This is a genomic window from Marisediminitalea sp. (assembly GCF_984433645.1).
In genome coordinates, this window is the sequence record NZ_CFIDRX010000059.1 from 1 (window position 1) to 23,399 (window position 23,399).

Below are 23,399 nucleotides of genomic sequence, written 5' to 3' on the forward strand. Positions count from 1 at the left end.
TGCCTGAGCCTTCATACCACACATCATCGGCAGATAAATACACTTCATTGGAAAGCCCTAAAGCATGTCCACCGGGTAACACCCATTCCAGTACATCCGAGAAAATGCCCTGAGTGGCAGTACCAATTACGGTAACCTGGTCGTTTGGAAGCATGGCCAGGGTAAATGCTTCGGCTGCTGAAGCCGTTTCGGCGCTCACTAGCAATACCAGAGGCTTATTGGTATAGCTGACCATAGATGTAGGCTGAATAATCGCTTCTCGTGTTTCGGTTACACCGTTACCGTTGCGCGCATATTTTTTGTAGCCCACATAGTCGGTAGCAGCGAAACGGCCAGCAATAGCAAGGCTGATATAGTCATTGCCTCCACCGTTGCCACGAATATCGATAATCAGGCCCTGAGTGTCGCTTAAATCTGTTAGCACTTGATCTAAGGTGTTATTCAGATTTTGCAGCGCTGATGTGGTGTGCGCCAGGTCATCTTCGTCATCAGAAACTGAGCTGTAATTGGTCATTGAATCAATCCGGACATAGCCGATGTTATCAATGCCGAACCAGGTGATTTGTTCGCTGTTGTCTTGTTTTACCTCAGTGGTGGCATAATCCAAAACAATAGCTTGTTCGATGTTGAGGTTGTTCTCGATGTAGGCTTCTATTGCAGCAATCTGGCTTGCGGAAAGCTCGTTTGCCTGCAAAGGGTAGCTGAGGCTGTTGTCCATTGCATACTCTTCAATCAAGTCCATTGTATGGGTTTGCTTACCAAGGACTTTAATGAGTGTACCGTCGGCAGCGGTCATTGAATTATGCCCATCCTGCAGGACGACGTACGACGAATAAATGGCTTCGTATAACGTGTTGATATCATTGGTTACCGGCAAGCTCAGGTTGTAAGCAAGTTGCGGCCAGTCGACGTCCAATCGGTCAAAATCAACGTAGTATTCCTGCATGATTTGACTGTACAGTGCAAAGAGGTCCTGATTGCTCAGCGATGATGACTCGGTCAGCACACCGCTCTGACATGACGCAGGAAGAGCGCTCTCTTTACTCAGTTCCCGAGCGGGCGCGCCAAAGGTGTCGGTGCCATAGCCCGCAATCCAGCGCAATGCAGTTTCATCTTCATTCAGCGACACACTGCGGTTCAGTTCTGCCGTTGTAATGCCGTCGAAACTGGCCTGCAACACACAGTAGTCACTGGAGTACTTGTAATAGTTAACACTGTTGTGGGTGACTTCCAGCACATCGGCGTAGCCACTGGCTACCCAAACACCCTGGTAAGCGGCTGAAATGGTTGAGCCAGACGGGTTTCCACCGTTATTCTGATTCGCTTGTTCTTTGCTGTTATTGCTGCCACAAGCGGTTAATAGCAATGCGCTAAACACTGCGCACGTTATAGAAATATTGCCTCGCATAATAGACCTCCGTGTTTGAGCCTATGATTAAGTGGGTTGTAAGCGTTATCCTGAAGCACAAAGGCACAGCTTCTTCGTTTTCGCCTTAACAGGAATGCGTGCAGTGTGAGGGCCGAAGGGTGAAACCAGGGTAAAAAAATCCAGGGGGTTAACCGAGCGCGAGATGTGGCGTGATGAAAAAGGCTAACGCATTGTTATTTGCAGCTTCGGCCAGCGAGACAGCCACTGCTTTTGTTCGACGCGGTGTAAAAAAGTATGCTGAGCACGTGCCGGGTTCCAGGAGAGTCTGCCATTGAACAGGGACTCAAACCCAAATCCGGAAACAAACGTAAAGCCGCCCTGATGTAACTGAACAGCAACTGCCGTTTCCTTTTCTGGCCAATGCCGCATGGCATCGACAATGCCTGTATAGGGATTATCGCCATTTCGTTTGTGCATGACGGCCTGATTCTTAACTTGCCAACAAACGTTGGGTAACTGGGTGGCCAGTTGAGCCTGATAGGCACTAGCGGCATGTGGGCATGGGTCTGTGTTGTCGAAGTAAATCACGTCGACATCGTTAAGTGGGGTAGGAGGATGAATGGCGTATAATGCATCCCATACCAAATTCCGCAAAAAGCCAGCGGCAACAAAAGCGTTGTCGACCGATAACGCCGCAACGGCTTTTAAAATTTGCATGCGTGTTGGATCAGCAAGCAGCAGCTGAGCCAAACGCGCTTCAAAGCCATTTTCCGGCTCCACCGTCGCGGTTACTCGCAGTCTCTGGGCATATTGGCAGGGCTGACCATATCGGTTTCGGTTTTATGTACTGGCACATCCACTTTGCCGCACGCTATTACTTCGCCTTGTTGCCATAGCTTCCACTCACCCCGCTCGTAAATGTCCCATTGTTCGTCGTGTGTCAGCGGTTCTGTTGCAATGATACTGACGACGTCGTTAGGCGTCGTTTCGGCCGCAAAGTCAATTTCGACCTCAACATCTTTTAAGCAGGCCGGGCCAAAAGGGGCACGGCGGGTGATACTGGCCATCTTGGTGCTGCAAAAGCTAAACAGCCAGTCCCCATTGCTGAGCAAACAGTTAAATACGCCTTGTTGTGCATATTCCTGAGCAAGTGAAACCAAAGCCTCGGCTAATTGTTGAGGCATGGCATCACGCGGCAGGTTTTGGCGAATCTGATTCATTAAATCGCAAAACAATTCTTCACTATCGGTATCGCCAACTGCTTCATAAGTGCCTACCCGACGGGTAAAACCCGGAATCTGACCGTTGTGTGCAAACACCCAGTATCGGCCCCAGAGTTCCCGGGTAAAAGGGTGCGTGTTCGATAGGTTGATATTGCCCACATTTGCCTGGCGAATATGACAAACTGCGGTTTTACTTTTGATCGGAAGTTTACTGACGAACTCGGCAATTTTCGATGTTGCGCAGGGTTCAGGGTCGTGGAATAAGCGAACGCCTTTACCCTCGTAAAACGCTACGCCCCAGCCGTCTTTGTGCGGCCCGGTTTCGCCACCGCGACGCGTGAGGCCGGTAAAACTGAAGCATAAATCGGTTGGCGTATTGGCGCTCATGCCTAAAAGCTCGCACATGGTACTTCTCTCTTACCCTGAACAGATTTGTTTTTGAAAATTGAATCCGTATGATTATACCTCAATAAGGACGCAGGAAGTATGAAATGGACATTTTACCGCTTGGTGTTATTTGTTTTGCTATCAGCGCAGTGTCGTGGTGGCTGAGTTATAAAAACGTATTCGACCGACCTCAGGAATGTGTGCAGGACGAAGGTGACAAAATACGCCTGCGCTGTTCGCCCTATGAACGCTTTTGGAAAAAAGGCGGTAAAACCTTCCCGAAATCATCGATAGCGAAGATTCAAAGGGCCGGCTCTCTCACGGTGTTTAACCATTCCGATAACGCAACGGATATCTGGCTACATGACCGCGATGTCGATGCTGTCTTCGAGCAGCTATGTGCATTGCTACCCGATGCAGACGTTGTGGAAATACAGGTGTAATAAGCACAAAAAAGCCCTCGTCAGAGGGCTTTTGCATTTTGGGTTTATTTGTCAGACTTTACCGGGAAGCCCCTGTCGCGCATGAGCGCTTCCACGTTAGCATCGCGACCGCGGAATTTACGGTACGCTTCAGCCGGGTCCATGGCGTTGCGGATTGAGAACAAGTATTTCACCAGGCGGTCAGACACTTCTTCATCGTAATAACCGCCAGGCGCTTCTTCAAACGCTTCGGCCGCATCTGCAGTCAGAACTTCAGCCCACATATAACCGTAGTAGCCAGACGAATAACCTTCACCCGAGAAAATATGACCAAACTGCGTAGTGCGGTGGCGCATCACGATTTCTTCTGGCATACCAATGGCTTTCAATTGCTCGCGTTCGAAGCTGTCCGGGTCAATCTTAGCTGGATCGGTTGTATGGTATAGCAAGTCCATAATAGCCGAAGCCATGTACTCGGTGGTTTTGAAGCCTTCATTGAAGGTGGCTGCGTTGTTGATTTTTTCAATCAGGCTGTCTGGAATGGGCTCGCCTGTTTTGTAATGCACCAGGTATTGATCAACGACTTCGTCGGTGGTTAACCAGCGCTCAAGCAGCTGTGACTGGAATTCCGTGTAGTCACGCACACCAGAGTGAGACGTTGGGTACTTCACGGTTGCCGATAAGAAGTGCAAGGCGTGGCCAAACTCGTGGAAGTAGGTTTCAGCATCGTCCCATGAAATTAACGTTGGCTCGCCTTCCGGCCCTTTCACGAAGTTTGAGTTGTTAGAAGACAATACGGTTTTAGCACCGTCATACGTGGTATGGCTTCGATAGGTCGTCGCCCATGCGCCAGAGCGTTTGCCTTTACGGGCGAAGGGATCCAGGTACCACAATCCAATTAACTTGCCAGAGTCTTTGTCGGTGACTTCCCATACTTTTACGTCCGGGTGGAACACCGGCACAGAGCCTTCTGGCACAGCTTTAAAGTCAAAATTGAACAAGCGGCCGGCTACGTAGAACATCGCCTCGCGAAGTTTATCCAACTGCAGATATTGTTTTACTTCGTTGGAGTCCAGGTCGTACTTGGCTTTACGCACTTTCTCGGCGTAATAGCGATAGTCCCAGGGCTTAATGGTAATGTCGTCACCCAGCTCGTCGGCAATAGCCTGCATATCGGCAACTTCTTCTTCAACGCGGGCAATGGCGGCTGGCCATACCTTCATCATCAGGTCCATGGCATTTTCAGGCGTTTTCGCCATGCGGTCTTCCAAACGCCACTGGGCATAGTTTTCGTAGCCCAGTAATTTAATGCGTTCGTGACGCAGTTCCAGAATGCGTTTAACCAGCGCATTATTGTCGAACTCATCGCCGTTATCGCCGCGGCTGTAGTAGGTTGTCCAAACCTTTTCGCGTAAATCGCGGTGAGTTGAATAGGTCAGAAACGGATCCATGGAAGAACGGGTATTGGTAATGGCGTATTGCCCTTCTTTTCCACGTTCAGTTGCTGCCGCTGCGGCTGCTTTTACAAAGGACTCTGGTAAACCGTCCAGTTGGTCTTCGGTTATGTAGGTAACGTAGTTTTCTTCGTCAGCCAGCACATTGTTGGAGAATTTAGTGTGCAGGCTGGCTAATTCTTTATTAATTGCCGCGTATCTGGCTTTTGCTTCGCCTTCAAGCGTCGCGCCGTTGCGGGCAAAGCTATTGTATATCAACCAGGTAATGCGTTGTTCTTCGTCGGTTAAGGTCGCCAACTCATCACTTTCGTAAACGGCTTTAATGCGGCTGAATAGCTTCTCGTTCTGATTGATCTTAGAGCGGTAATCAGACAGCTTCGGCGATAACTCACGCTGAATCTCACGAAACTCCGGGCTGGACTTGTTTGAGCTCCAGATGCCGTAGTAGGTGTATACATTGCTAATTGCGCTGCCGGCTCTTTCCATTGCGACAATGGTATTCTCAAACGTCGGTGCTTCAGGATTGTTAGCAATGGCATCAATTTCTGCCAGGTGCTCAGCCATAGCAGCTTCCATGGCAGGCATAACATCACTGAGGTCCATTTTGTCAAACGCCGGTACGCCGCCGTAAGGGCCTTTGTAGTCCTGAAGCAATACGTTATCTGCTACTGTCGTTTTAGCCTGGGCAGGTGCGGCGCTGGTGGTTGATTGCGTTTCAGGTGCTTGTGAACATCCGGCCAGTGCCATGACAATAGCGGCAGCCGTTAGGGTATGGGTGAGTTTTATCATAGAATTTACTTCAACTTCTCTGTCGTTCTTATTTCTTCAACAAGAGTCCAGCTTTGGGACCCTGCGTACATCAAGTTATCAGTGTATGTGCAGGTAACAGATTGTGAAAGGTATTTTAACGTGATGATTTGCACCAGACCGCTTTTACCATGAGTCTGGCGCAAATGATGATAAGCCTGGCTATGCGAAGACGACGGTTTTATTGTGGTGAATAATAACGCGGTCTTCAAGGTGATAGCGGACGCCATGGGCCAGCGCGTTTACTTCGCAGTCTTTCCCTTTGCGTACCATGTCAGTCGCAGAATCACTGTGGCTGATGCGCTTGACGCTTTGTTCAATGATCGGACCTTCATCCAAATCACTGGTAACGTAGTGACAGGTTGCGCCAATCAGTTTTACGCCGCGTTCATAAGCCTGCTGGTAGGGTTTGGCACCAGCAAATGACGGCAGGAAGCTATGGTGAATATTGATCACTTTACCTGCCAGCTTCTTACAAAGGCTGTCTGGCAAAATTTGCATAAAGCGGGCGAGCACCGTCAGATCAATCTTGTATTCATCCAACAGTACTTCGATTTGTTTGAACGCAGCCTCTTTACCTAGGGTCTTAAAGTCTACCCAGTGGAATGGGACTTTATACCAGTCTGCAAACTGCTTTAATTGCGGGTGGTTACCAATAATACAAGGAATATCGCAATGCAGCTCGCCTGTGTGCCAGCGATGTAAAATATCAACTAAACAATGTGATTCCAGGCTCGCCAGTAACGCTACGCGCTGCTTTTTGCTGGAGTCTGTTAGTTTCCATTCCATTTGGAAGTGATTCGCCAATGGCGTGAATTCTTCAATAAAACGGTCGTAAGACAGATTGATTGAGTCTGTGCTGATTTCGTGGCGCATAAAAAAGCGACCGGTTTGCAGATCAGTATGATGGCTGGCTTCAAGGATAGAAGCATTGTGATCGGCAAGAAACTGAGAAACGCCAGCCACCAGGCCAACCTGGTCCGGGCAATCGATGATGAGTCTAAAGGTGTGATGCATGGTTATATATGGTGATAAATAGTGCTCCCTTTTTACCGAGCGACAGGCGTGCTGTAAAGAGGAAATGCCCTAAAAATGACCTCTTTGTAGCTTTTCCCTTACAGAATGGCTGCTTCTGAGTGGCCAGGAGTGTTTCACCGGGTACCGAACGCCGCTGGGTGTCGACACCGACTCAAATAAATGGAATTGACTAAACTGACAGGTTAGCTGCGGTGCGAACAGCGGTGGCGGATAATCCTCTTTGGTATTACGGATAAGCGTAACGTGAGGCCGGTATTCTCTTCGCTCAACGTCTATTCCTGCCTGCCTGGCAGCGCTATTTACACTTGCTGCCAGTGACATCAGCGAGGCGGGCGGCACTGTTGGTGCCGCCAACAGTATCTTCGGGCCTTGCCAAAACGCGGTCATATCCAGCGTAACCTCGAATGGCGTCGCTGTGATGTCGTCGAGGTTGGCAATGACTGTTTCGTGCTGGCGGTCATTAATATTGCCTAAGAAACACAGCGTAATGTGAAAGTTTGCGGCTGGGACGGGCTTTGGCTGGCGCACCGGCACTTTGGGTTGATTTGCGTTTCTGGCATTGGATGAGGGCAGACCCGGCAGGCTCTTCTCCCGCCAGTTTTCCAGCGCGAGTTTGTCCTGTGCTGATAAATCCAATCCGATAAAGCTTCGCATAACGTGACGACCTGCAGTGTTGAGTCATGGTTAGGGGTGAACTGTGCAAGGGCACAATGCTACTATACCTACTTATTTAAGTATAAGCCCGGTGTGTTACTTTGCCTGTGGGGCAGCCAACAATGCACCTGTATTAGTGGACACCGATGTTGTGAGAGCCGTTCCGGTATGACGCTTCCTGTAGAATCTTTGCTGGCGCCGCTGTGCGATGCGCTGAATACACATGATGTTTTATTGAGTGCACCGCCGGGTGCGGGTAAATCAACGGCCATCCCATTAGCGTTGTTAGCCCGGAGCAACCAACGTATTGTTATGCTGCAACCCAGGCGTGTCGTGGTTAAACAACTCGCCGCCTTTTTGGCTGAGCAGTTGGGGGAATCGGTGGGACAAACCGTGGGGTATCGCATCAAAGGTGAGCAAGCGGTAAGTCAGAACACCCGGTTGGAAATTATTACCGAAGGTATTCTAAGTCGTCGAATCCAGCAGGATCCGGAGCTCGACGGCGTCGATATCATCCTATTCGATGAGTTTCACGAGCGGAATCTGCATAGTGATTTTGGTTTGGCATTGGCCATTGAGGTCAAGCAGGCGTTGCGTGACGATCTTCGGTTACTGGTCATGTCGGCTACACTCGATGTCTCTCCTATACAGGCGTTGCTTCCCGAGGCCGAAGTGCTGCACAGCGATGGGCGTCAGTTTCCCGTTGAGGTCAATTATCTGGGCGAATGCCAACATCATGAGTTGGTAAATAGTCTGGCAAAACACGTACGCGTGATAACAGCACGTGAACCCGGCGATATATTGGTTTTCCTGCCGACGGTGAAGCATATCTTACAGCTTCAACAGCAGTTAAATGCCTCTTTGTCAGACAATGTGGACGTTATGCTGCTGTACGGGAATCTGCCGCTGGCTGAGCAACAGCGCGCACTCAGACCCTTGGAGAAAGGAAGAAGAAAGATCATTCTTGCAACCAATATAGCGGAAACCAGTTTAACTATTGAAGGGATCAGTGTGGTCATCGACAGTGGTCGTGAATTGGTTGCCGAATACCACCCGAAGAGTCAGATGACAGAGCTTTCGCTGCAAATGATTTCTCAGGCTTCTGCCGAGCAGCGAAAAGGCCGGGCAGGTCGTCTCGCAGCAGGTAAGTGTTATCGACTATGGAGCGAAGACGTGCAGGGGCGTCTGCGTAAGTTTAGTCAACCTGATATCCACACACAGGACATCACTGGATTAGTGTTGCAATCTGCAGCGTGGGGGACGCCGGTTAGTGAATTGGCCTTGCTGGATATGCCGTCGGCAGCACAGCTTCAATCGGCCGTTCACACTTTGGTGCAGCTTGGTGCCTTCTCAAAACAGGGCGATATTACATCGTTAGGGCGTCAGGCTGCGCAACTTCCCGTGCAACCCCGCACAGCCAGCATGCTACTGAAGGTGAAAGCCCTGACGGATGAAACCGGCGACAGTGACTGGCTGGTGGCTGGTGGGGTAATAGCAGCGCTCAGTGAAGACCCGCCCAAGTATTCAGGGTGGGATGTACATCTTTGCCTCAAGCAGTTGCAAGGTCAGGCGAGACAAAGGGTGACAGAACAAGCGCTGCGCCTGGTGAATCTCTTGCGAGGCAAAGTAGACAAGTCATCATTTTTCAAGGTGGATGAGACTAAATTGGCAGTGGCCATTGGGTTACTCAATCCCGATTGGCTAGCGTGTAAGCAATCCAATGGCACCTTTAAACTGGCCCAGGGTGTAGGTGCTGAGCTCTCAGCGGACGCCTATTTCAATGGCGACTGGCTGGCAGTCTTGTCGGGACAACGCCGGGGCGCATCCATGCAAATTCGTTTAGCCCAGCCTATCGATATTTCGGTATTAAAAACGCATTTCGCAAATGGATTTAGTGAAAAAGAAGCCTTTTTTTACGATGCAACTGCCGATTCCCTGCGCGCGGAATCTCAGCAGTGCTTTGGTGAAATTGTGCTAAGTCGTCAGCCACTGGCAAAAGCCGGTGTCTCGTCTCGAGGTGATTTCTGGCGGGAATGGTTGTCAGGAAAGCCTCTGAAAGACTGGCCAAATAACGCGGTACTTATGCCAACAATACACCGCTTGTGCATGGCAAGAACGCTTAATCTTGAATGCAAGCACTACGGCGAAACGCACACCTGGCCTGAACCTACCGCTGGTTGGATACTAGCCTGTGAAGCCGTACACAGTGCATTGCAACACTGCCAGTCCGTGGCACAACTGAAACAACTTCCCTGGGACAAACTCCTGTTTCAATCAATGCCCTGGCCACTGCAGGAAGCGCTAAACAGCCAGTTGCCAGACGCAATAACGGTACCCAGCGGAACCCGCCGCGCGCTGCGCTACGACAGCCCGACCCGAGTTGTATTGTCAGTGAAAATGCAGGAAGTATATGGCAGCAGTGAACCCGTGTGCATTGCCAACGGGCGTCAGACTGTTACCGTTGAATTACTCTCTCCCGCAAACCGGCCCATTCAGACCACCGATGATCTGCCTGGCTTTTGGAAAGGCAGCTACGTCGAGGTGCGCAAGGAAATGAAAGGCCGTTACCCCAAACACATCTGGCCGGAAGATCCGACCACTGCTCAAGCGACGATTCGAACTACCAAGCCTAAGTAACTGATTCGTAATATTTATTTGCTACTTTGTTCTTTTGGCTAATTGACATCGATCAATGAAACCCCGACCAAGGTCTGATTTTCCCATTGTCAGATTAGGTTTATAGATGGTTATATAGTAAACGGTTATTTGGTAAGCAATAGCAAAAGAGGAAACAGCATGAGCAGAGTAGCACTCGTCACAGGTGGGACACGAGGGATTGGTGAAGCAATTTGTACTACGTTAAAAGCCGCAGGCTATACGGTAGTTGCTAACTATGGTGGGAATGATCAAGCCGCGCAGGAATTTACCGAGCGTACGGGGATCGCAGCAATGAAGTTTGATGTGTCAGACTTCGAAAAAACCAAAGAAGCAATTTCGCAAATTGAAGCAGACTTTGGACCAGTGGATGTGCTCGTGAACAATGCGGGGATTACCCGCGATGGCACAATGCATCGAATGACCTTTGAGCAATGGAATGCGGTGATTCAAACGAACCTTGCGTCGTGTTTCAACACATGTCGCGCGGTGATTGAAGGTATGCGTGAGCGTAGCTTTGGTCGCATTGTGAACATCGGCTCAATCAACGGACAGGCCGGCCAGTATGGGCAAGTAAACTATGCTGCGGCAAAATCCGGTATCCACGGTTTTACCAAGGCACTGGCTCAGGAAGGGGCAGGCAAAGGCATAACTGTTAATGCCATTGCACCAGGTTACATCGATACTGATATGGTACGCGCTGTACCTGAAGATGTACTGGCTAAAATCGTTGCAAAAATTCCGGTGGGTCGTTTAGGCAAACCAGAAGATATTGCCGAAGGTGTATTGTTCCTGATCCGGGATGAGTCCAGCTTTATTACCGGCTCAACGCTGTCGATTAACGGCGGCCAACACATGTATTAATTTGCTTACAATAATAACGTACATGAGTTAACGGAGGTTCAAGTGCCTGATTTTTGCTGTTCTCAGGCACTTTGAAACACAACGGCTCAAGAGTTAGGGGTAATCGTTACGCCCAACGCTTCCATAACCGACAAGGACGGAAAACCATCGGCTACCATGTCCTGACTTAACTGGAACTGTCTTATACCTTCACGGGTCGCAGGGCCAAGAATACCGTCAGCGCCACCCACATCAATACCACGTGCATTAAGACTTTGCTGCAAGGCAATTATATGATTCCGGCTATACGCAGGCAGATCCGGTAAAGAAGCAATCATTTTCCCGTCACCTGCAATTCGATCTGCGAGTCGCCCTACGGCAATCGCGTAGAACTCTGAATTGTTCCAGCGCATGATCACTCTGAAATTAGGGTAGGCCAGAAAAGTGGGTCCCTCATGACCCGCTGGCATGACAAGATAGCTGGCAATATCACTCTCGCCTAATGCATCACCTTTAGCTTTGGTGACACCCATGTCATTCCATTCTGTGACAGATTTACGGTTACTGTAACCCAACAGGCGATAATCAAAACTCTCGGGTAGCATGACTTCGCGTCCCCACCGGAACCCCGGCTGCCAGCCGAGCTGTGCCAGGAAGTTTGCCGCGGAGGTCAACGCATCTGCTTCACTGTCCCATAGATTGATCTGGCCGTCATTGTCACCGTCAACGGCGTAGGCGGCGTAAGCTGAGGGCATAAACTGGGTATGACCCATTGCGCCTGCCCAGGAGCCTACCATGCGTTCCTGATCCAGCGATTGCGCTTCCAGCAGTTTTACGGCGGTAATCAGTTCTTTGCTGAAGAACGTGCTACGGCGCGGATCACAAGCCAGTGTTGCCAGTGAATCAAGTACAGGCATTTTGCCTTTGTAGCCGCCAAAGTTTGTTTCAAGCCCCCAGAAAGCTAACAGATAATGGGCAGGGATACCGTATTTTTTTGTCAGGTCGGCTAATAGCTCTTTGTGCTTAGCTGCCAGCTCACGGCCTTTGTTAATTCGCCAGTCGTTGACACGTTTACTGAAATAACCTGGGAAGGTTTGTACGAACTCAGGCTGACTTCTGTCGAGTTCAATTACCCTTGGTTGATATTTTATTTTGCTGAACACCTGTTGGGCGATGGGCTCACTGACACCGCCCTCAACAGCACGTTGTTGAAGTCCGGCTTTGCAGCTATCAAAGTCGTCCTGAGCTGTCTGTGCGTTTGCGACATGGCTCAGCGTCAGTCCGCTAAAAATAAGACCTGTGGTGGATGCGCGAAGCAGAAGGCGAAGGGTTCCTGAAATGGTACGGCGCATGCAATACTCCCTGAAATAATGAGAGCCCATGCTAACGCAAAGCGCTGGCATGGGCGAGTCTGTATCAGGCGTATTTGTGAATAAAATCGGTGATTAACGGACGGATATGCTGACGGAACTTAGAGCCACTAAAAATGCCGTAGTGGCCAGCACCGGGCTGCACATGGTGTTTACGCATCGAGTGCGGAATATTTTTACACAAGTTTTGTGCGGCTTCCGTTTGCCCTAACCCGCAGATGTCGTCGTCAGCACCTTCAACTGTCATCAACGGTGTGTTTTCGATGGCTTCGAAACTAACAGGCTCACCCTGATAGGTAATCGCGCCGCGTGCCAGTTCATTATTTTTGAAAACGCGTTCAATGGTTTCCAGATAGAACTCAGCTGGCATGTCGAGCACCGCCAGATATTCATCGTAAAAAGCGCGGAAACGATCAGCGTCTTCTTCTTCACCAAAGATCAGATTTTGGTAGAAGTTAACGTACTTCTTCATGTGGGTTTTCTGATTCATACTAATGAACCCACCCAGTTGCATGAATCCCGGATACACCTTTCGGCCTTCACCAGGGTAACCATGAGGCACCGTCATAATCGCCACGTTTCGAAACCATGACATTGGGTGTTTGGTAGAAAACTCATTTACCCGCGTCGGGTTTTTACTGGTGTCGATTGGGCCTGCCATCAGCGTTAATGAACGAGGGACGCATTCATTCTTCTTCTCAGCCATTACGGCTGTAGCAATCAGCGCCTGAACGGTTGGCTGGCAAATGGCAATAACGTGAGTACCTGGTCCAAGGAACTCTAAGAATTCAATGAGGTATCCGACGTAACAGTCAAAACTAAACGGGCCTTCGTCTAGCGGTACTTCCCGAGCATCGGCCCAGTCGGTAATGTATACTTCGTGATCGGGTAGCAGTGCTTCTACTGTACCTTTTAACAGGGTGGCAAAATGCCCTGACAAAGGGGCCACCAACAACACTTTGTGGTCGTCTCTTACGCCAACGCGATTGAAGTGAATCAGGTCACAAAACGGCTTGCTGTAAGCCACTTCTTCTTTTACCTGATGGTATTTACCATCAATGGTGATTTCGTCGATATTAAACCCCAGTTTTTCATAGCGACGAGTCAGGCGCATTGCGGTTTCCAGGGAAGCTTTGGTCATACGACCGGGAAACGTATGGGAAAAGGGGTTCGACGGATGACTCGCAATATCATTCATCAAGCTAAAGCCTTCGTGCATAATTTGTGCACTGCGGGCCATGTAATCATAGGCTTGGTAGTTCATTCGGTCACTCCTAACAATACAACAAGAACGAGCGCTGAGTAGGACAACTAGGGTTTACATCAGTTCATTTTTTGTAAAAAAAATGTAACACAAGACGCAAAAGAGGGCCATAGATACCTACAGCCCTCTTACTTGTTCTTTAGTCTTACTTAGCAGCGAATTTAGACGTAAATTCTTCGCTCATACCTTTCAGCATTTCACCCGCTTTGGTTTGTGCTTCAGTGATTAAGGTGTAGCTGCTCTTAGCAGATTCAGTCATTTTTTCCTGAACACCTTCCAGATACGCTTTTTGCGTTTCAGCAAGGCTCATCAGGTCTTTCTGCTGGCTTGCTGTTTCAACGAATGACATGCCGTCAGACAACAGAGTAGAAAACAAGCTGTTTTGCTTCTCTGCTAATTCTTGCATGGTATTCATGTTCAGCGTCGCTAAATCTGTAACAGGCTTCATTGCAGTTTGGAACTTCTCTGTCATTTGCTCGATCATGGTGTCTCTCCTTAAAAAGAGTCGTTAGTTAACTTTCTGATTTGGTAGAAGGCGCTGCTTTGGCCGGCGCTTTCCTGGTAGTCGTGGTTTTACGTGCACGCGTTGTTTTCTTTGCTGCTGGCTTTGGAGCCTCAGCGGGCTTTGCTTCTGCAGCCGGGGCCGGCGTTGCAGCTGGTGCTTCAACAGCCTTTTCTGGCACTGGCTTAGGTGCTTCTGCCTTTACTGCAGCAGGCTCCGCTTTCGGCTTGGCCGGTGCTTTTGGCTTTGGCGTTGCTTTCGCTGCGGGTTTAGGCGCTGCCTTCTTAGGCGCAGCTGGCGCTTTAGGTGCTTCAGCTACGGCTGTTTTTGCTGCCTCAACGCCTTCGTCCAACGAGGTTTTCATTACGTCTTTGAGTTCAGCCTGCATGTGGCTGAGCGTTGAGTACGCCCCTTTCGATGCCATAGCGAAACGGTCGCGCATGGATTCGGCATATTCAGAACCAGCGGCAACCACCCCTTTTACCTCGGTCTGTACCGTCACGCTTTCAATAAATTTCACGCTGTCGGTGAGTAAACCGGTAAATAGCTCAGTTTGATTTTGCGACAGGTCTTCCATTGCCTTTGCATTCATCGCCATCAGCGAATTGATCGGCTTTGATGATTTCTTTAACTGTTCTGAAAATTTGCCAAACATATAACACTCCCATCCGAAGTCTATGCTTGCTGCGCTGCAGCATGAGTTGGTTATATATTAGACAGCTTGCCTGGAAATGGTCAAGGGTATTTTTGTTGCAATGCAGCAAAACGCTAGAACATTATAGAATATACATGTAATTTTTTATGCTGCATTGCAGCAGTTGTGGTCGGGAAAGGTACCCGAATGACGGGCTTTTACTTCTTAGGCGGCTTTTGTGACTTGGTCCAAACGTCCAGGTTTTGCTCCATCATTTTGCTAAACAAGCCTAGTGGTGAGGTGTCGACCATGTTTTTCATCATGCCCTGGAGCTGGTCCTGTTGTTCCATAAAGTTCACCAGGCTTTGCTCAAGATATTCGCGTAAAAATACCTGCATGTCGGAGTCGTAAAACCGAATAAGCTGCATTAGCAGCTTGTTGGTGAGAATGGATTGTTGTTCGTTAGTTTCAGATTCGCTGATGATCTGCAGCAGGATGGTTTTGGTAACGTCTTCGCCAGACTTGGAATCGACAACGTTAAACTCGGTGCGGGCTTTAACCAAGGCTTTAATGTAATCCATGTTCACGTACTGACTCTGAGCGGTGTCGTAGAGTCGGCGGTTGGGGTACTTCTTGATCGTGATCATGGTGATTACTCTTTGCAGTTGATGTGCGCAATGTAGCGTAAAAGCTGGCAAAAGAGCAAATATAAGCCGCTACCGGAAGCCGATAGCGGCGTGATTACAACTAATCGAGCCGTTTTTTAACGTAACTGCCTGGTGCTGCTTCCACAGCCGGGTAGGCCTTGTGCTTGCCTGGCTTGGGTGCGGTAACTTTGGTGCTGTCATGCGTTGCCAACCACTGATGCCAGTCTGGCCACCATGAGCCTTCAACTTGCTCCGCACCGTCGAACCAACTGGCGGCTGTATCGGGCAGTTCGGTATTTACCCAATGCGGATATTTACCTTTGTCTGGAGGGTTGATAACACCGGCAAGGTGACCGGAACCCGCCAGAACAAAGCGCGTATCGCCGCCGACCAGCTGGGTGCCCTGATAGGCTGCCTGCCACAACACAATGTGGTCGGCAATAGTAGACAGGAAATACACTGGCATATCGATGTTGCCCAAATCAATGGGCACGCCATCGATCACAATCGCGCCGGGCCTTTTGAGTTTGTTTTCCCAGTACATGGTGCGCACGTACTGTTTGAAACAGGCTGACGTGATGTTGGTTGCATCACTGTTCCAGTACAAAATGTCGAAGGCGGCCGGGTCCTGACCTTTCAGATAGTTGTTAATAAAGTAAGACCAGAACAGGTTGTTTTCTCTCAGCAGGCTGAAGCTCAAGCCGAGTATCCGGCCGTCATAAACGCCTTTAATATCGGCGTTTTGTTCCATGGCATTCAGGCTTTCTTCCGTAAGATAGTTGCCTATTTCACCGGGCTCACTAAAGTCCAGTAGTGTCGTTAGGAGTGTGAGCGACAAAATCCGTTCGTCCCCCTGTGCCCGTAAGTACGCCGAGGTCATTGCCGACAAGGTGCCGCCCACACAAAAGCCGACCATGTTCACTTTGGGTTGACCGGTAATGTCGCATACAACGTCCAGCGCTGCGATAGGACCGTGTTTCATGTAGCTCACAAAGTCATGGTCTGCGAGAGACTTGTCGGGGTTTACCCAGGAAATCATGAACACGCTGAAGCCGGCATCCAACAGACCTTTTACCGCCGATTTTTTCTCGTCCAGATCCAGAATGTAGTACTTATTGATGAACGGTGGTACGAACAGAATGGGCGGTGCGTAGGTTTTCGCTTTCTTCGGCGTGTAGTGAATCAGTTGGATCAGGTCGTTTTGATACACAATGTCGCCGGGGGTGGTTGCCAGATTGCCACCTAATTCAAACGCAGACATGTCGGTTTGCGTGATCTTAAAGGCTTCCAGCGGGCTGTGTTCTAAGTCCCGCATGAAGTTTTCTATGCCTTTCAGCATGCTCTGACCTTTGCTTTTCAGAATTTCTTCGCATACTTCCGGGTTAGAAAACAGGTAGTTCGTCGGAGCAACGGAATTAATATACTGACGGGTATAGAACTTTACCTGCTCTGCTGACTTTGGGTCAGCAAACGTCATGGAGTCCATCATGCCCTGCAGCATTTTTGAATTGATCAGGTACGCTTGTTTCAGGTAATTGAAAACCGGGTTTTCTGACCAGTCGCTGTGACTAAAGCGGCGGTCGCCGCGTTCTTCAGCTGCAACGGTTTCAGCCTTTTCACCAAACATCGCTTTGGTGGCTTGTTGCCACAGCTCAGTTTGCTGGCGCATAAACGCCATTTGGTTTTCGATTAACTTTGAGGTATCGACCTGCACGTTTTCAGCCAGTTTACTGGTCAGTAAGGCCTGCAGGTGTTCGGGGTCAAACATAGCGGCGGTATCGGCACTGCCAGCCTGACGCGTCAGAATTTTCTGAACCATGCTATTAAATTGCTCGGCATATTGATTCAGCGTGTCCAAAATTTCGTTGTGGTCCTGTTGCTGCACAAGCACTCCTTGTGTGGGCTATTTCTTTGTAGTGGCAGCGCCAGTGGCGATACCTTCCATCATTTTCTGATAAAAACTAAATGCCTGCTGACTGCCGTCCAGGTAGGGCTTCAGCATGGTCATCATGGCTTCCTGATTACCGTTTTTCATTTGTTCGGTAAACATAGCAATAGACGCTTCGTGAATTTTGGTCATATCTGGCCAGCCCAATAACTCGCGTGCTTCAGACGGCGACAGATCAATGTCGATAGAGATTTTCATGGTACACTCCTTTTTCTGGCTGGCTATTGCGTGTTGACACGCAATGACACACGCATTTTCTGGCAGTTTTTGTGCAAAACGCGTGCTGGACAGCGGGCATTCTGAAAATACGATCCTGAATGCTTAGCTCGTTACAGAGTAAAAAGTGTACATTCGCTTGTCTAGTCTGATGAGCCAAAAGTATGATACAGCGCACAAATATATTGTTATCCAGGTCAGCACTGACAACACCGTAATCTCAGTTTACACAGCTTAACGTTTAGAATTAGTGGAAGATTTGTGACAACACGAACGAAAAAAACAGCCGAACCTACCGTTAAAAAACGCCGCTGGTGGGGGATCACCTGGAAATTACTGTTGTTACTTAGCGTTTTGTTCGGGGCTTACCTGTTCTATCTCGACGCGCAAATTAAACATCACTTTTCCGGCAACAAATGGCAGGTGCCTGCTCAAATCTATGCGCGCCCTTTGCAAATTGAAGTGGGTGAGGAAATCACGCGTAAAGAAATTACCGATGAGCTCAAGCTGCTCGGTTATCGCAAAGTCGCGCAGCCATCGGGGAGTGGTGAATACAGTGTCGCCAGAAGCGCAATTGAAGTGTTCAGACGCGCGTTTCACTTTCCGGGAGGGTATCAACCGTTACAGCGTGTGTTGATCAGTTGGGACGGTGCGCGTATTGGTGCAATTCGCAATGTCGATTCAGGTCAGGCTCTGACTTCCATGCAACTGGAGCCCTGGCTGGTTACGCGTCTGGCAAGTGGCAGTAGCGAAGACCGGATGCTGGTAAAGCTCGACGAGGTACCACCGCTACTGGTCAAGGCGCTGACGCTGGTGGAAGACCGGGATTTTTATTCTCACCACGGTGTGGCGCCCCTGTCTATTCTGCGTGCCTTAATCGCTAACATCGCCGCAGGTAAAACGGTACAGGGTGGTAGTACGCTGACCCAGCAACTGGTTAAGAACCTGTATTTAAGCCGTGAGCGGTCGATTGAGCGCAAAGTAAAAGAAGCCCTGATGGCGATCATCATTGATGCGAGATACAGCAAGGATGCCATCATTCAGGCCTACTTAAATGAAGTCTTCCTGGGCCAAAGTGGCAGTATGGCGGTGCACGGGTTCGGACTGGCCAGCTATTTCTTCTTCGACCGGCCTATCAATGAACTGGACGAAACCGAAATCGCGTTGATGGTGGCGATGATCAAGGGGCCATCATTTTACAATCCACGCAAATACCCTGATCGCGCCATTGAGCGCCGCAACCTGGTACTTCGGTTACTTATGGAAGCGAATGAAATTACGCCGCAGGAATACGAAATGGCGGTGTCCAGGCCTCTGAATATAGCCAGTGGAGATAGCCTGGCAACCGGCAAACACCCTGCATTTATGTCGCAGGTCAAACGCGAATTACAGTCTATACTGGCCGACCCGAACATTCGGGAGTCGGGAGTAAAAGTCTTCACTACATTGGACATTCATGCTCAGCGGCGAGCGGAAAAAGCCCTGACGTCGACACTGAATAAGTTGCAATCAGGCCGCGATGTACCCCTTGAAGGCGCGATGCTGGTGACGGATATTGCCAGTGGACAACTGCGGGCTATTGTCGGTGGGAAAAACGCTGGCTACGCGGGCTTTAATCGGGCTCTGGATGCGGTGCGCCCCATTGGCTCGCTGGCAAAACCAGCGGTGTACGTGGCTGCGCTGTCAGAGCCTGCAAGGTATCATCTGGCGACGCCGCTGGAAGACAATCCACTCACCATTGAAGACGAGCACGGGGAGCCGTGGCAGCCTCAGAACTTTGATAAAACCTTTAGTGGCTCGGTACCATTGCTGTATGCACTGGCGAGATCGCTCAACGTGCCCACGGTGAATCTTGGGCTGGAACTTGGCATCGACAAAGTCGCAACTATGCTCAGGCAGCTTGGTGTAAAACGCGACTTCCCAATGGTGCCATCGTTAACATTGGGGGCAGTAGCGCTTACGCCTTTTGATACCACACAAATGTATCAAACGCTGTCTAACAACGGCGCATATCGACCACTGCATGCGGTGAGTGCAATTGTCAGTGCGAATGATCACCTGATGTGGCGTCATTCTGAATACGGCGAGCAACGCGTAGAAGAGGAAGCAGCCTATCTGCTTAACTATGCACTGTATAAAGTGACTACCGACGGCACGGCTAAATCGCTGGGACGGACCTTTCCGAATGTAAACATGGCGGGTAAAACCGGTACAACGGATGACTACCGCGATAGCTGGTTTGCCGGTTTCGATCGCAATCACCTGACCACCGTTTGGGTGGGCAACGACGACAACAATTCGATTGGTTTAACCGGGGCCAGCGGGGCTTTGCCTGTGTTTATTGCGTATCAGCAGTTACAGGAACCCAAATCTTTGTCGCGCAGGTTCCCTGACGGCCTGGGAATTGCGCACTTCGATCCCAATACCGGTGAAGTGGTGGTGGCAGGATGCCCCAATAGCATGAGTGTGCCTGCCGTGCTGGATGTATTGCCGCCAGCGCAGCAAGACTGCTTTGGTAAACCTGTAGCACCGAAAAAATCGAAGACAAAAGCCACTAAAAAGTCCTGGTGGGAACGTTTGCTCGGCCTGTAGCCTCAACTGCACTGCCACAGGAAAAAAACTCAGGAAATTGCAATGCGTATGCAATTCCTGAGAAGTGGCACTACGGGAGTAGTCTGGTTCTGTCAAAAAATGGGGGTTAGTGCGCAACCGTATCTGAGGTAAACAAATAACGAATACCGTTAAAAATACCCAGCGCTACCACATAGGCCAGTACCGGGCCTAACACCAACCATAAAATAAAGCTGTAAGTGATCATATCCTGCACCTCGCTGTTCCATGTCCTGCTAACCTGTAAGTCGCAGCAACTATTGCGATAGTTGTGCCAATGCTCATAAAAATTTTAAGTGGCTGATTTACCGAGCTATTTAATTTTCATCAGTATTAATTTGCTAACACGCTTTTACCAAGGATCGGTGAAAATCACACATTATTCGTCAATCACGCCACTCTCTATAACTGGTTAATCACACTATAAATGTGTGTAAGCTCAGGGGGATAATGAGAAAAAACGATAAAGTCGATGGAATATTCCGGTTGGCTTCATTTCCCAGACTCATGATTTACTGCCACCTGACTTAGTTTTACAAGGGAAGCAGTTATGCAAATCGTTCTACGCGCTATTGGCGTATTGTTTATCACTGGATTGTCGTTCAATGTATGGGCAAATAACGAAGGTAGTGGCTGTGAATTGCAGCTTGAAGCCAATGACCGCATGCAGTTCGTGCAAAAGCAACTGATGGTGGATTCGGCGTGTGAAACCGTTTCTATTTTGCTGAAGCACAGCGGTAAGTTGCCAGTGGCGGCAATGGGTCACAACGTGGTTGTTGCTTTGGAAAGTGATCTGCAGGGTATCGCGGCTGATAGTTTTAAAGCCGGTGTCGCTAATCGTTACGTAACACCTGGCGATAAACGGGTGATTGCGGCATCTGATGTTATTGGCGGCGGTGAGTCAACCCGGGTATCGTTTGCTACTGCGCTGTTAGATCCGGCACAGCGCTATGTATTCTTTTGCGCGGCACCGGGGCATTGGGTCATGATGAAAGGCGAATTGGTTATGATGCCCTGATCTTAGTCCAGGCTTGCAATGCCAACGCAATTATTGCGCCGGCAACAACGCCGGTAATGCCGTCAAACGTAATACTCAGTAGTAAACTGAAAGACGGCGCCAGCGCAATAAACGCTTCTGCAATGTGGTGCAGAAAGCCAATACTGTGGGTCAGAATACCGCCACCAACCAGGAACATGGCGATGGTTCCGGCAACCGATAAAAATTTCATGAGTGCGGGTGCCGCAGTCAGCATGAAGCGGCCACCCAGTCGTTGCGCTGTATTAAAAGAGCCCGTTAACGACTTACGCAACAGGTAAAGGCCAAAGTCGTCCATTTTCACAATGGCAGCGACTAATCCGTATACGCCGACCGTAAATGCAACACTCAGTCCGCTTAGGATCAAGATTTGCGACATCAAATCGGCTTCCTGAATACTCCCCAGTGTGATGACCACGATTTCCGCAGACAAGATAAAATCGGTGCGGATAGCGCCTTTGATTTTGTCTTTTTCCATGGCAACCAGGTCAACGCTGCTGTCTGACAGCTTATTAAGCCGGGTTTCCGCGTTGTCTTCGTCGTCGTGAGAGAAAAACCATTTGTGGAGCAACTTTTCTGCACCTTCAAAGCACAAATACAATCCGCCAATCACCAGCAATACGGTAATAAGCACAGGTACAAATGCGCTAATTAACAATGCTGCGGGCACCAGTATTAATTTGTTGATGAACGAGCCCTTGGCAACGGCCATGACGACCGGGATTTCGCGATCTGGCTTTACCCCCTGCACCTGGTTGGCGTTTAGGGCTAAATCGTCGCCTAGCACGCCGGCTGTCTTTTTAGCGGCCATTTTTGACATCACTGCGATGTCGTCGAGCATGGTGGCGATGTCGTCCAGTAAGGCAAGTAAGTTTGCTGCAGCCACGTTTAGTTGTCCTTGTCGAGATGGGTTTTATTCAGCCGCTTATCAATAAACTGCTGAAAGTCGTTTCGTTGGGTGCACTTTACATTGCCACCGAATAGTCCTGCAACTACTGCCAGCGAACTATTCACGCCTTTGTCACAATTAATCTGATGTTCGCCTGGTGTCGGCTCTGGTTTGGGATCGTATTCTCCTATACGAAGGTCCGGTGAGTTTTTCTGTTGCCGGTAAGCGCGTGCAGCGGCTTCAGCCATGTCTTGCTGCATTTGCATCTGTTGTTGTTGCAGCGACTGACCAATCGATTGACGAATACTGCGACTGGCAGGAGCCGGGCTGTCTACAGACTGTGTCAGGATTTCCCCGTTAGCAGGCTGTTCTGCAGGTGGCTGAGCGTCGGGCTGTGTATCGGGCTCGACCGGAGGTTCTGAGACGTCAGGGGCCGGCGTTGGCTCAGCCGGTGCGATTGGCTCTGGCGCAACTTCGGTTGTCGTGACAGGAACTTCGTTTTTGGGCTCGACATCAGGCAATACAGGTTCGGGCTCTAGAGGCGCTGTCTCGGGCGGAGCCGGAGGTAAACGAATGAGTACTGCCTTTATGGTTGGCTCTGAAACTTCTGGTGGAACAGGCGTTGTCCACGACAGCGAACAGATAATTGCCGCATGTACCAGAACTGAAAGCAACAGGATCCCCCACAGTGCCTTGGACTGTGCAACTGGCCTTGGGGAAGGGCCCGGGCTGTCGTCAACCAGAGATATATCGATGATTTGCATGGGCAATTCGACCTGTTAAGTGTGCGATAGTTCCCTGCGATAAATGGTGTGAATAGAGGGATGAAAATCCATAGCACTAAAATGGTGCAATTCTGGCTGCTTGCTTTCAAATGGTGCAAAAAAAGCGTAAGTTTCTGTGTCATTTTGACGTTAGTTATTGATTTTTAATAATTAAAATTTGTGGCATAGGACTTGTCTTATTAGCTCTTGCACAACAATCAATATTGCAAAGCAATCCAACATTTGGGAGCAACACATGAAACTAGTCACAGCAATCATCAAGCCTTTCAAGCTGGATGATGTTCGTGAAGCCATTTCAGAAATCGGTATCGACGGGTTAACCGTGACCGAAGTGAAAGGTTTCGGACGTCAAAAAGGACACACTGAATTATACCGCGGAGCGGAATATCAGGTCGATTTCCTGCCAAAGGTAAAACTGGAAATTGCGGTACAGGATGACCAGGTAGATCGTCTGGTAGAAGCGATCGTTGGCGCAGCGAAGACCGGTAAAATCGGCGATGGCAAGGTATTTGTTTACGACCTTGAAGGTGCCGTTCGGATTCGTACTGGCGAAACAGACTCAGACGCCCTGTAAGCGCCGTCTACGAGAATTTTGCGGAGATAAGCATAATGGAAACAACTTTTGAATTAGGGTACGCGTTAGATA

Annotated in this window: 21 protein-coding genes; 6 read left to right on the forward strand and 15 right to left on the reverse strand. The window is 49.5% G+C overall.

The window, feature by feature from the left end:
- The 3 genes from AC4MRN_RS09475 to AC4MRN_RS09485 form a co-directional block, all read right to left on the reverse strand.
- Positions 1-1,408, reverse strand: a 1,408-nt coding sequence (locus tag AC4MRN_RS09475) for a S41 family peptidase (RefSeq protein ID WP_491203133.1), incomplete at its 3' end; no start/stop codon positions are given.
- A gap of 183 nt (positions 1,409-1,591) precedes the next feature.
- Entirely contained in the window at positions 1,592-2,149 is a 558-nt protein-coding gene (locus AC4MRN_RS09480) for a nucleotidyltransferase family protein (protein ID WP_491203134.1), read from the reverse strand.
- Positions 2,150-2,157: 8 nt separating this feature from the next.
- On the reverse strand, positions 2,158-2,997 hold the full coding sequence (locus tag AC4MRN_RS09485) for a class II glutamine amidotransferase (RefSeq protein WP_491203135.1): 840 nt from the start codon (positions 2,995-2,997) through the stop codon (positions 2,158-2,160).
- 86 nt (positions 2,998-3,083) lie between these two features.
- Here AC4MRN_RS09485 and AC4MRN_RS09490 point away from each other — a divergent pair, with 86 nt between their 5' ends.
- Positions 3,084-3,422 (forward strand): hypothetical protein, encoded by a 339-nt coding sequence (locus AC4MRN_RS09490; protein WP_491203136.1) that lies wholly within the window; start codon positions 3,084-3,086, stop codon positions 3,420-3,422.
- A 44-nt stretch (positions 3,423-3,466) separates the two neighbouring features.
- Here the strand turns inward: AC4MRN_RS09490 and AC4MRN_RS09495 are convergent, their stop codons facing one another.
- The 3 genes from AC4MRN_RS09495 to thpR all read right to left on the reverse strand — a co-directional run bounded on the left by AC4MRN_RS09495 (position 3,467) and on the right by thpR (position 7,354).
- Complete coding sequence (locus tag AC4MRN_RS09495; RefSeq protein ID WP_491203137.1) at positions 3,467-5,644, reverse strand: M3 family metallopeptidase; 2,178 nt, start codon at positions 5,642-5,644, stop codon at positions 3,467-3,469.
- Positions 5,645-5,824: 180 nt separating this feature from the next.
- Positions 5,825-6,679, reverse strand: coding sequence for a formyltetrahydrofolate deformylase (gene purU, locus AC4MRN_RS09500; protein ID WP_073324267.1), 855 nt, complete (start codon positions 6,677-6,679; stop codon positions 5,825-5,827).
- 69 nt (positions 6,680-6,748) lie between these two features.
- Positions 6,749-7,354: an RNA 2',3'-cyclic phosphodiesterase gene (thpR, locus tag AC4MRN_RS09505; protein WP_488801480.1), complete on the reverse strand. Its 606-nt coding sequence runs from the start codon at positions 7,352-7,354 to the stop codon at positions 6,749-6,751.
- Between the two features lie 168 nt (positions 7,355-7,522).
- Here thpR and hrpB point away from each other — a divergent pair, with 168 nt between their 5' ends.
- On the forward strand, positions 7,523-9,991 hold the full coding sequence (gene hrpB / locus AC4MRN_RS09510) for an ATP-dependent helicase HrpB (protein WP_491203138.1): 2,469 nt from the start codon (positions 7,523-7,525) through the stop codon (positions 9,989-9,991).
- A gap of 159 nt (positions 9,992-10,150) precedes the next feature.
- A complete protein-coding gene (gene phbB, locus AC4MRN_RS09515; protein ID WP_073324270.1) occupies positions 10,151-10,873 on the forward strand; it encodes an acetoacetyl-CoA reductase in 723 nt (240 codons plus the stop codon).
- Positions 10,874-10,959: 86 nt separating this feature from the next.
- Here the strand turns inward: phbB and AC4MRN_RS09520 are convergent, their stop codons facing one another.
- From AC4MRN_RS09520 to AC4MRN_RS09550, 7 genes are all read right to left on the reverse strand, one after another.
- Positions 10,960-12,204 carry a lytic murein transglycosylase gene (locus AC4MRN_RS09520; protein WP_073324271.1) on the reverse strand — a complete coding sequence of 415 codons (1,245 nt, stop codon included), beginning with the start codon at positions 12,202-12,204 and terminating at the stop codon, positions 10,960-10,962.
- A gap of 64 nt (positions 12,205-12,268) precedes the next feature.
- The gene (locus AC4MRN_RS09525; RefSeq protein WP_073324272.1) at positions 12,269-13,486 is read right to left on the reverse strand and encodes a polyhydroxyalkanoate depolymerase; all 1,218 of its coding nucleotides are present in this window, start codon (positions 13,484-13,486) and stop codon (positions 12,269-12,271) included.
- Between the two features lie 145 nt (positions 13,487-13,631).
- Positions 13,632-13,970, reverse strand: coding sequence for a phasin family protein (locus AC4MRN_RS09530; protein ID WP_073324273.1), 339 nt, complete (start codon positions 13,968-13,970; stop codon positions 13,632-13,634).
- A 28-nt stretch (positions 13,971-13,998) separates the two neighbouring features.
- Positions 13,999-14,643, reverse strand: coding sequence for a phasin family protein (locus tag AC4MRN_RS09535; RefSeq protein ID WP_491203139.1), 645 nt, complete (start codon positions 14,641-14,643; stop codon positions 13,999-14,001).
- Positions 14,644-14,840: 197 nt separating this feature from the next.
- On the reverse strand, positions 14,841-15,269 hold the full coding sequence (phaR, locus tag AC4MRN_RS09540; RefSeq protein ID WP_073324275.1) for a polyhydroxyalkanoate synthesis repressor PhaR: 429 nt from the start codon (positions 15,267-15,269) through the stop codon (positions 14,841-14,843).
- A gap of 100 nt (positions 15,270-15,369) precedes the next feature.
- Positions 15,370-17,154: a PHA/PHB synthase family protein gene (locus AC4MRN_RS09545; protein ID WP_491203140.1), complete on the reverse strand. Its 1,785-nt coding sequence runs from the start codon at positions 17,152-17,154 to the stop codon at positions 15,370-15,372.
- A gap of 18 nt (positions 17,155-17,172) precedes the next feature.
- Complete coding sequence (locus AC4MRN_RS09550; protein WP_073324277.1) at positions 17,173-17,415, reverse strand: DUF6489 family protein; 243 nt, start codon at positions 17,413-17,415, stop codon at positions 17,173-17,175.
- A 279-nt stretch (positions 17,416-17,694) separates the two neighbouring features.
- Here AC4MRN_RS09550 and mrcB point away from each other — a divergent pair, with 279 nt between their 5' ends.
- Together mrcB and azu are read left to right on the forward strand one after the other, a co-directional pair.
- Positions 17,695-20,025: a penicillin-binding protein 1B gene (mrcB, locus tag AC4MRN_RS09555; protein WP_370243658.1), complete on the forward strand. Its 2,331-nt coding sequence runs from the start codon at positions 17,695-17,697 to the stop codon at positions 20,023-20,025.
- 568 nt (positions 20,026-20,593) lie between these two features.
- Positions 20,594-21,061 (forward strand): azurin, encoded by a 468-nt coding sequence (gene azu, locus AC4MRN_RS09560; RefSeq protein WP_491203141.1) that lies wholly within the window; start codon positions 20,594-20,596, stop codon positions 21,059-21,061.
- Here azu and AC4MRN_RS09565 read toward each other — a convergent pair.
- Together AC4MRN_RS09565 and AC4MRN_RS09570 are read right to left on the reverse strand one after the other, a co-directional pair.
- Positions 21,048-21,965 (reverse strand): DUF808 domain-containing protein, encoded by a 918-nt coding sequence (locus AC4MRN_RS09565; protein WP_491203142.1) that lies wholly within the window; start codon positions 21,963-21,965, stop codon positions 21,048-21,050. The two genes, azu and AC4MRN_RS09565, sit on opposite strands and share 14 nt — an antisense overlap.
- A 2-nt stretch (positions 21,966-21,967) precedes the next feature.
- Positions 21,968-22,732: a hypothetical protein gene (locus tag AC4MRN_RS09570; RefSeq protein ID WP_491203143.1), complete on the reverse strand. Its 765-nt coding sequence runs from the start codon at positions 22,730-22,732 to the stop codon at positions 21,968-21,970.
- A 256-nt stretch (positions 22,733-22,988) separates the two neighbouring features.
- Between AC4MRN_RS09570 and glnK the strand changes: the two genes are divergently transcribed.
- Positions 22,989-23,327, forward strand: a complete 339-nt coding sequence (glnK, locus tag AC4MRN_RS09575) for a P-II family nitrogen regulator (RefSeq protein WP_073324281.1) — start codon at positions 22,989-22,991, stop codon at positions 23,325-23,327.
- Positions 23,328-23,399 lie beyond the last annotated feature (72 nt).

Coding starts and splice junctions, on each gene's coding strand:
- phbB (WP_073324270.1), top strand. CDS start 10,151: ATGAGCAGAGTAGCACTCGTCACAGGTGGGACACGAGGGATTGGTGAA.
- azu (WP_491203141.1), top strand. CDS start 20,594: ATGCAAATCGTTCTACGCGCTATTGGCGTATTGTTTATCACTGGATTG.
- thpR (WP_488801480.1), bottom strand. CDS start 7,354: ATGCGAAGCTTTATCGGATTGGATTTATCAGCACAGGACAAACTCGCG.
- AC4MRN_RS09550 (WP_073324277.1), bottom strand. CDS start 17,415: ATGAAAATCTCTATCGACATTGATCTGTCGCCGTCTGAAGCACGCGAG.
- phaR (WP_073324275.1), bottom strand. CDS start 15,269: ATGATCACGATCAAGAAGTACCCCAACCGCCGACTCTACGACACCGCT.
- AC4MRN_RS09495 (WP_491203137.1), bottom strand. CDS start 5,644: ATGATAAAACTCACCCATACCCTAACGGCTGCCGCTATTGTCATGGCA.
- AC4MRN_RS09570 (WP_491203143.1), bottom strand. CDS start 22,732: ATGCAAATCATCGATATATCTCTGGTTGACGACAGCCCGGGCCCTTCC.
- purU (WP_073324267.1), bottom strand. CDS start 6,679: ATGCATCACACCTTTAGACTCATCATCGATTGCCCGGACCAGGTTGGC.
- AC4MRN_RS09520 (WP_073324271.1), bottom strand. CDS start 12,204: ATGCGCCGTACCATTTCAGGAACCCTTCGCCTTCTGCTTCGCGCATCC.
- AC4MRN_RS09530 (WP_073324273.1), bottom strand. CDS start 13,970: ATGATCGAGCAAATGACAGAGAAGTTCCAAACTGCAATGAAGCCTGTT.
- hrpB (WP_491203138.1), top strand. CDS start 7,523: ATGACGCTTCCTGTAGAATCTTTGCTGGCGCCGCTGTGCGATGCGCTG.
- AC4MRN_RS09535 (WP_491203139.1), bottom strand. CDS start 14,643: ATGTTTGGCAAATTTTCAGAACAGTTAAAGAAATCATCAAAGCCGATC.
- glnK (WP_073324281.1), top strand. CDS start 22,989: ATGAAACTAGTCACAGCAATCATCAAGCCTTTCAAGCTGGATGATGTT.
- AC4MRN_RS09490 (WP_491203136.1), top strand. CDS start 3,084: ATGGACATTTTACCGCTTGGTGTTATTTGTTTTGCTATCAGCGCAGTG.
- AC4MRN_RS09525 (WP_073324272.1), bottom strand. CDS start 13,486: ATGAACTACCAAGCCTATGATTACATGGCCCGCAGTGCACAAATTATG.
- AC4MRN_RS09485 (WP_491203135.1), bottom strand. CDS start 2,997: ATGTGCGAGCTTTTAGGCATGAGCGCCAATACGCCAACCGATTTATGC.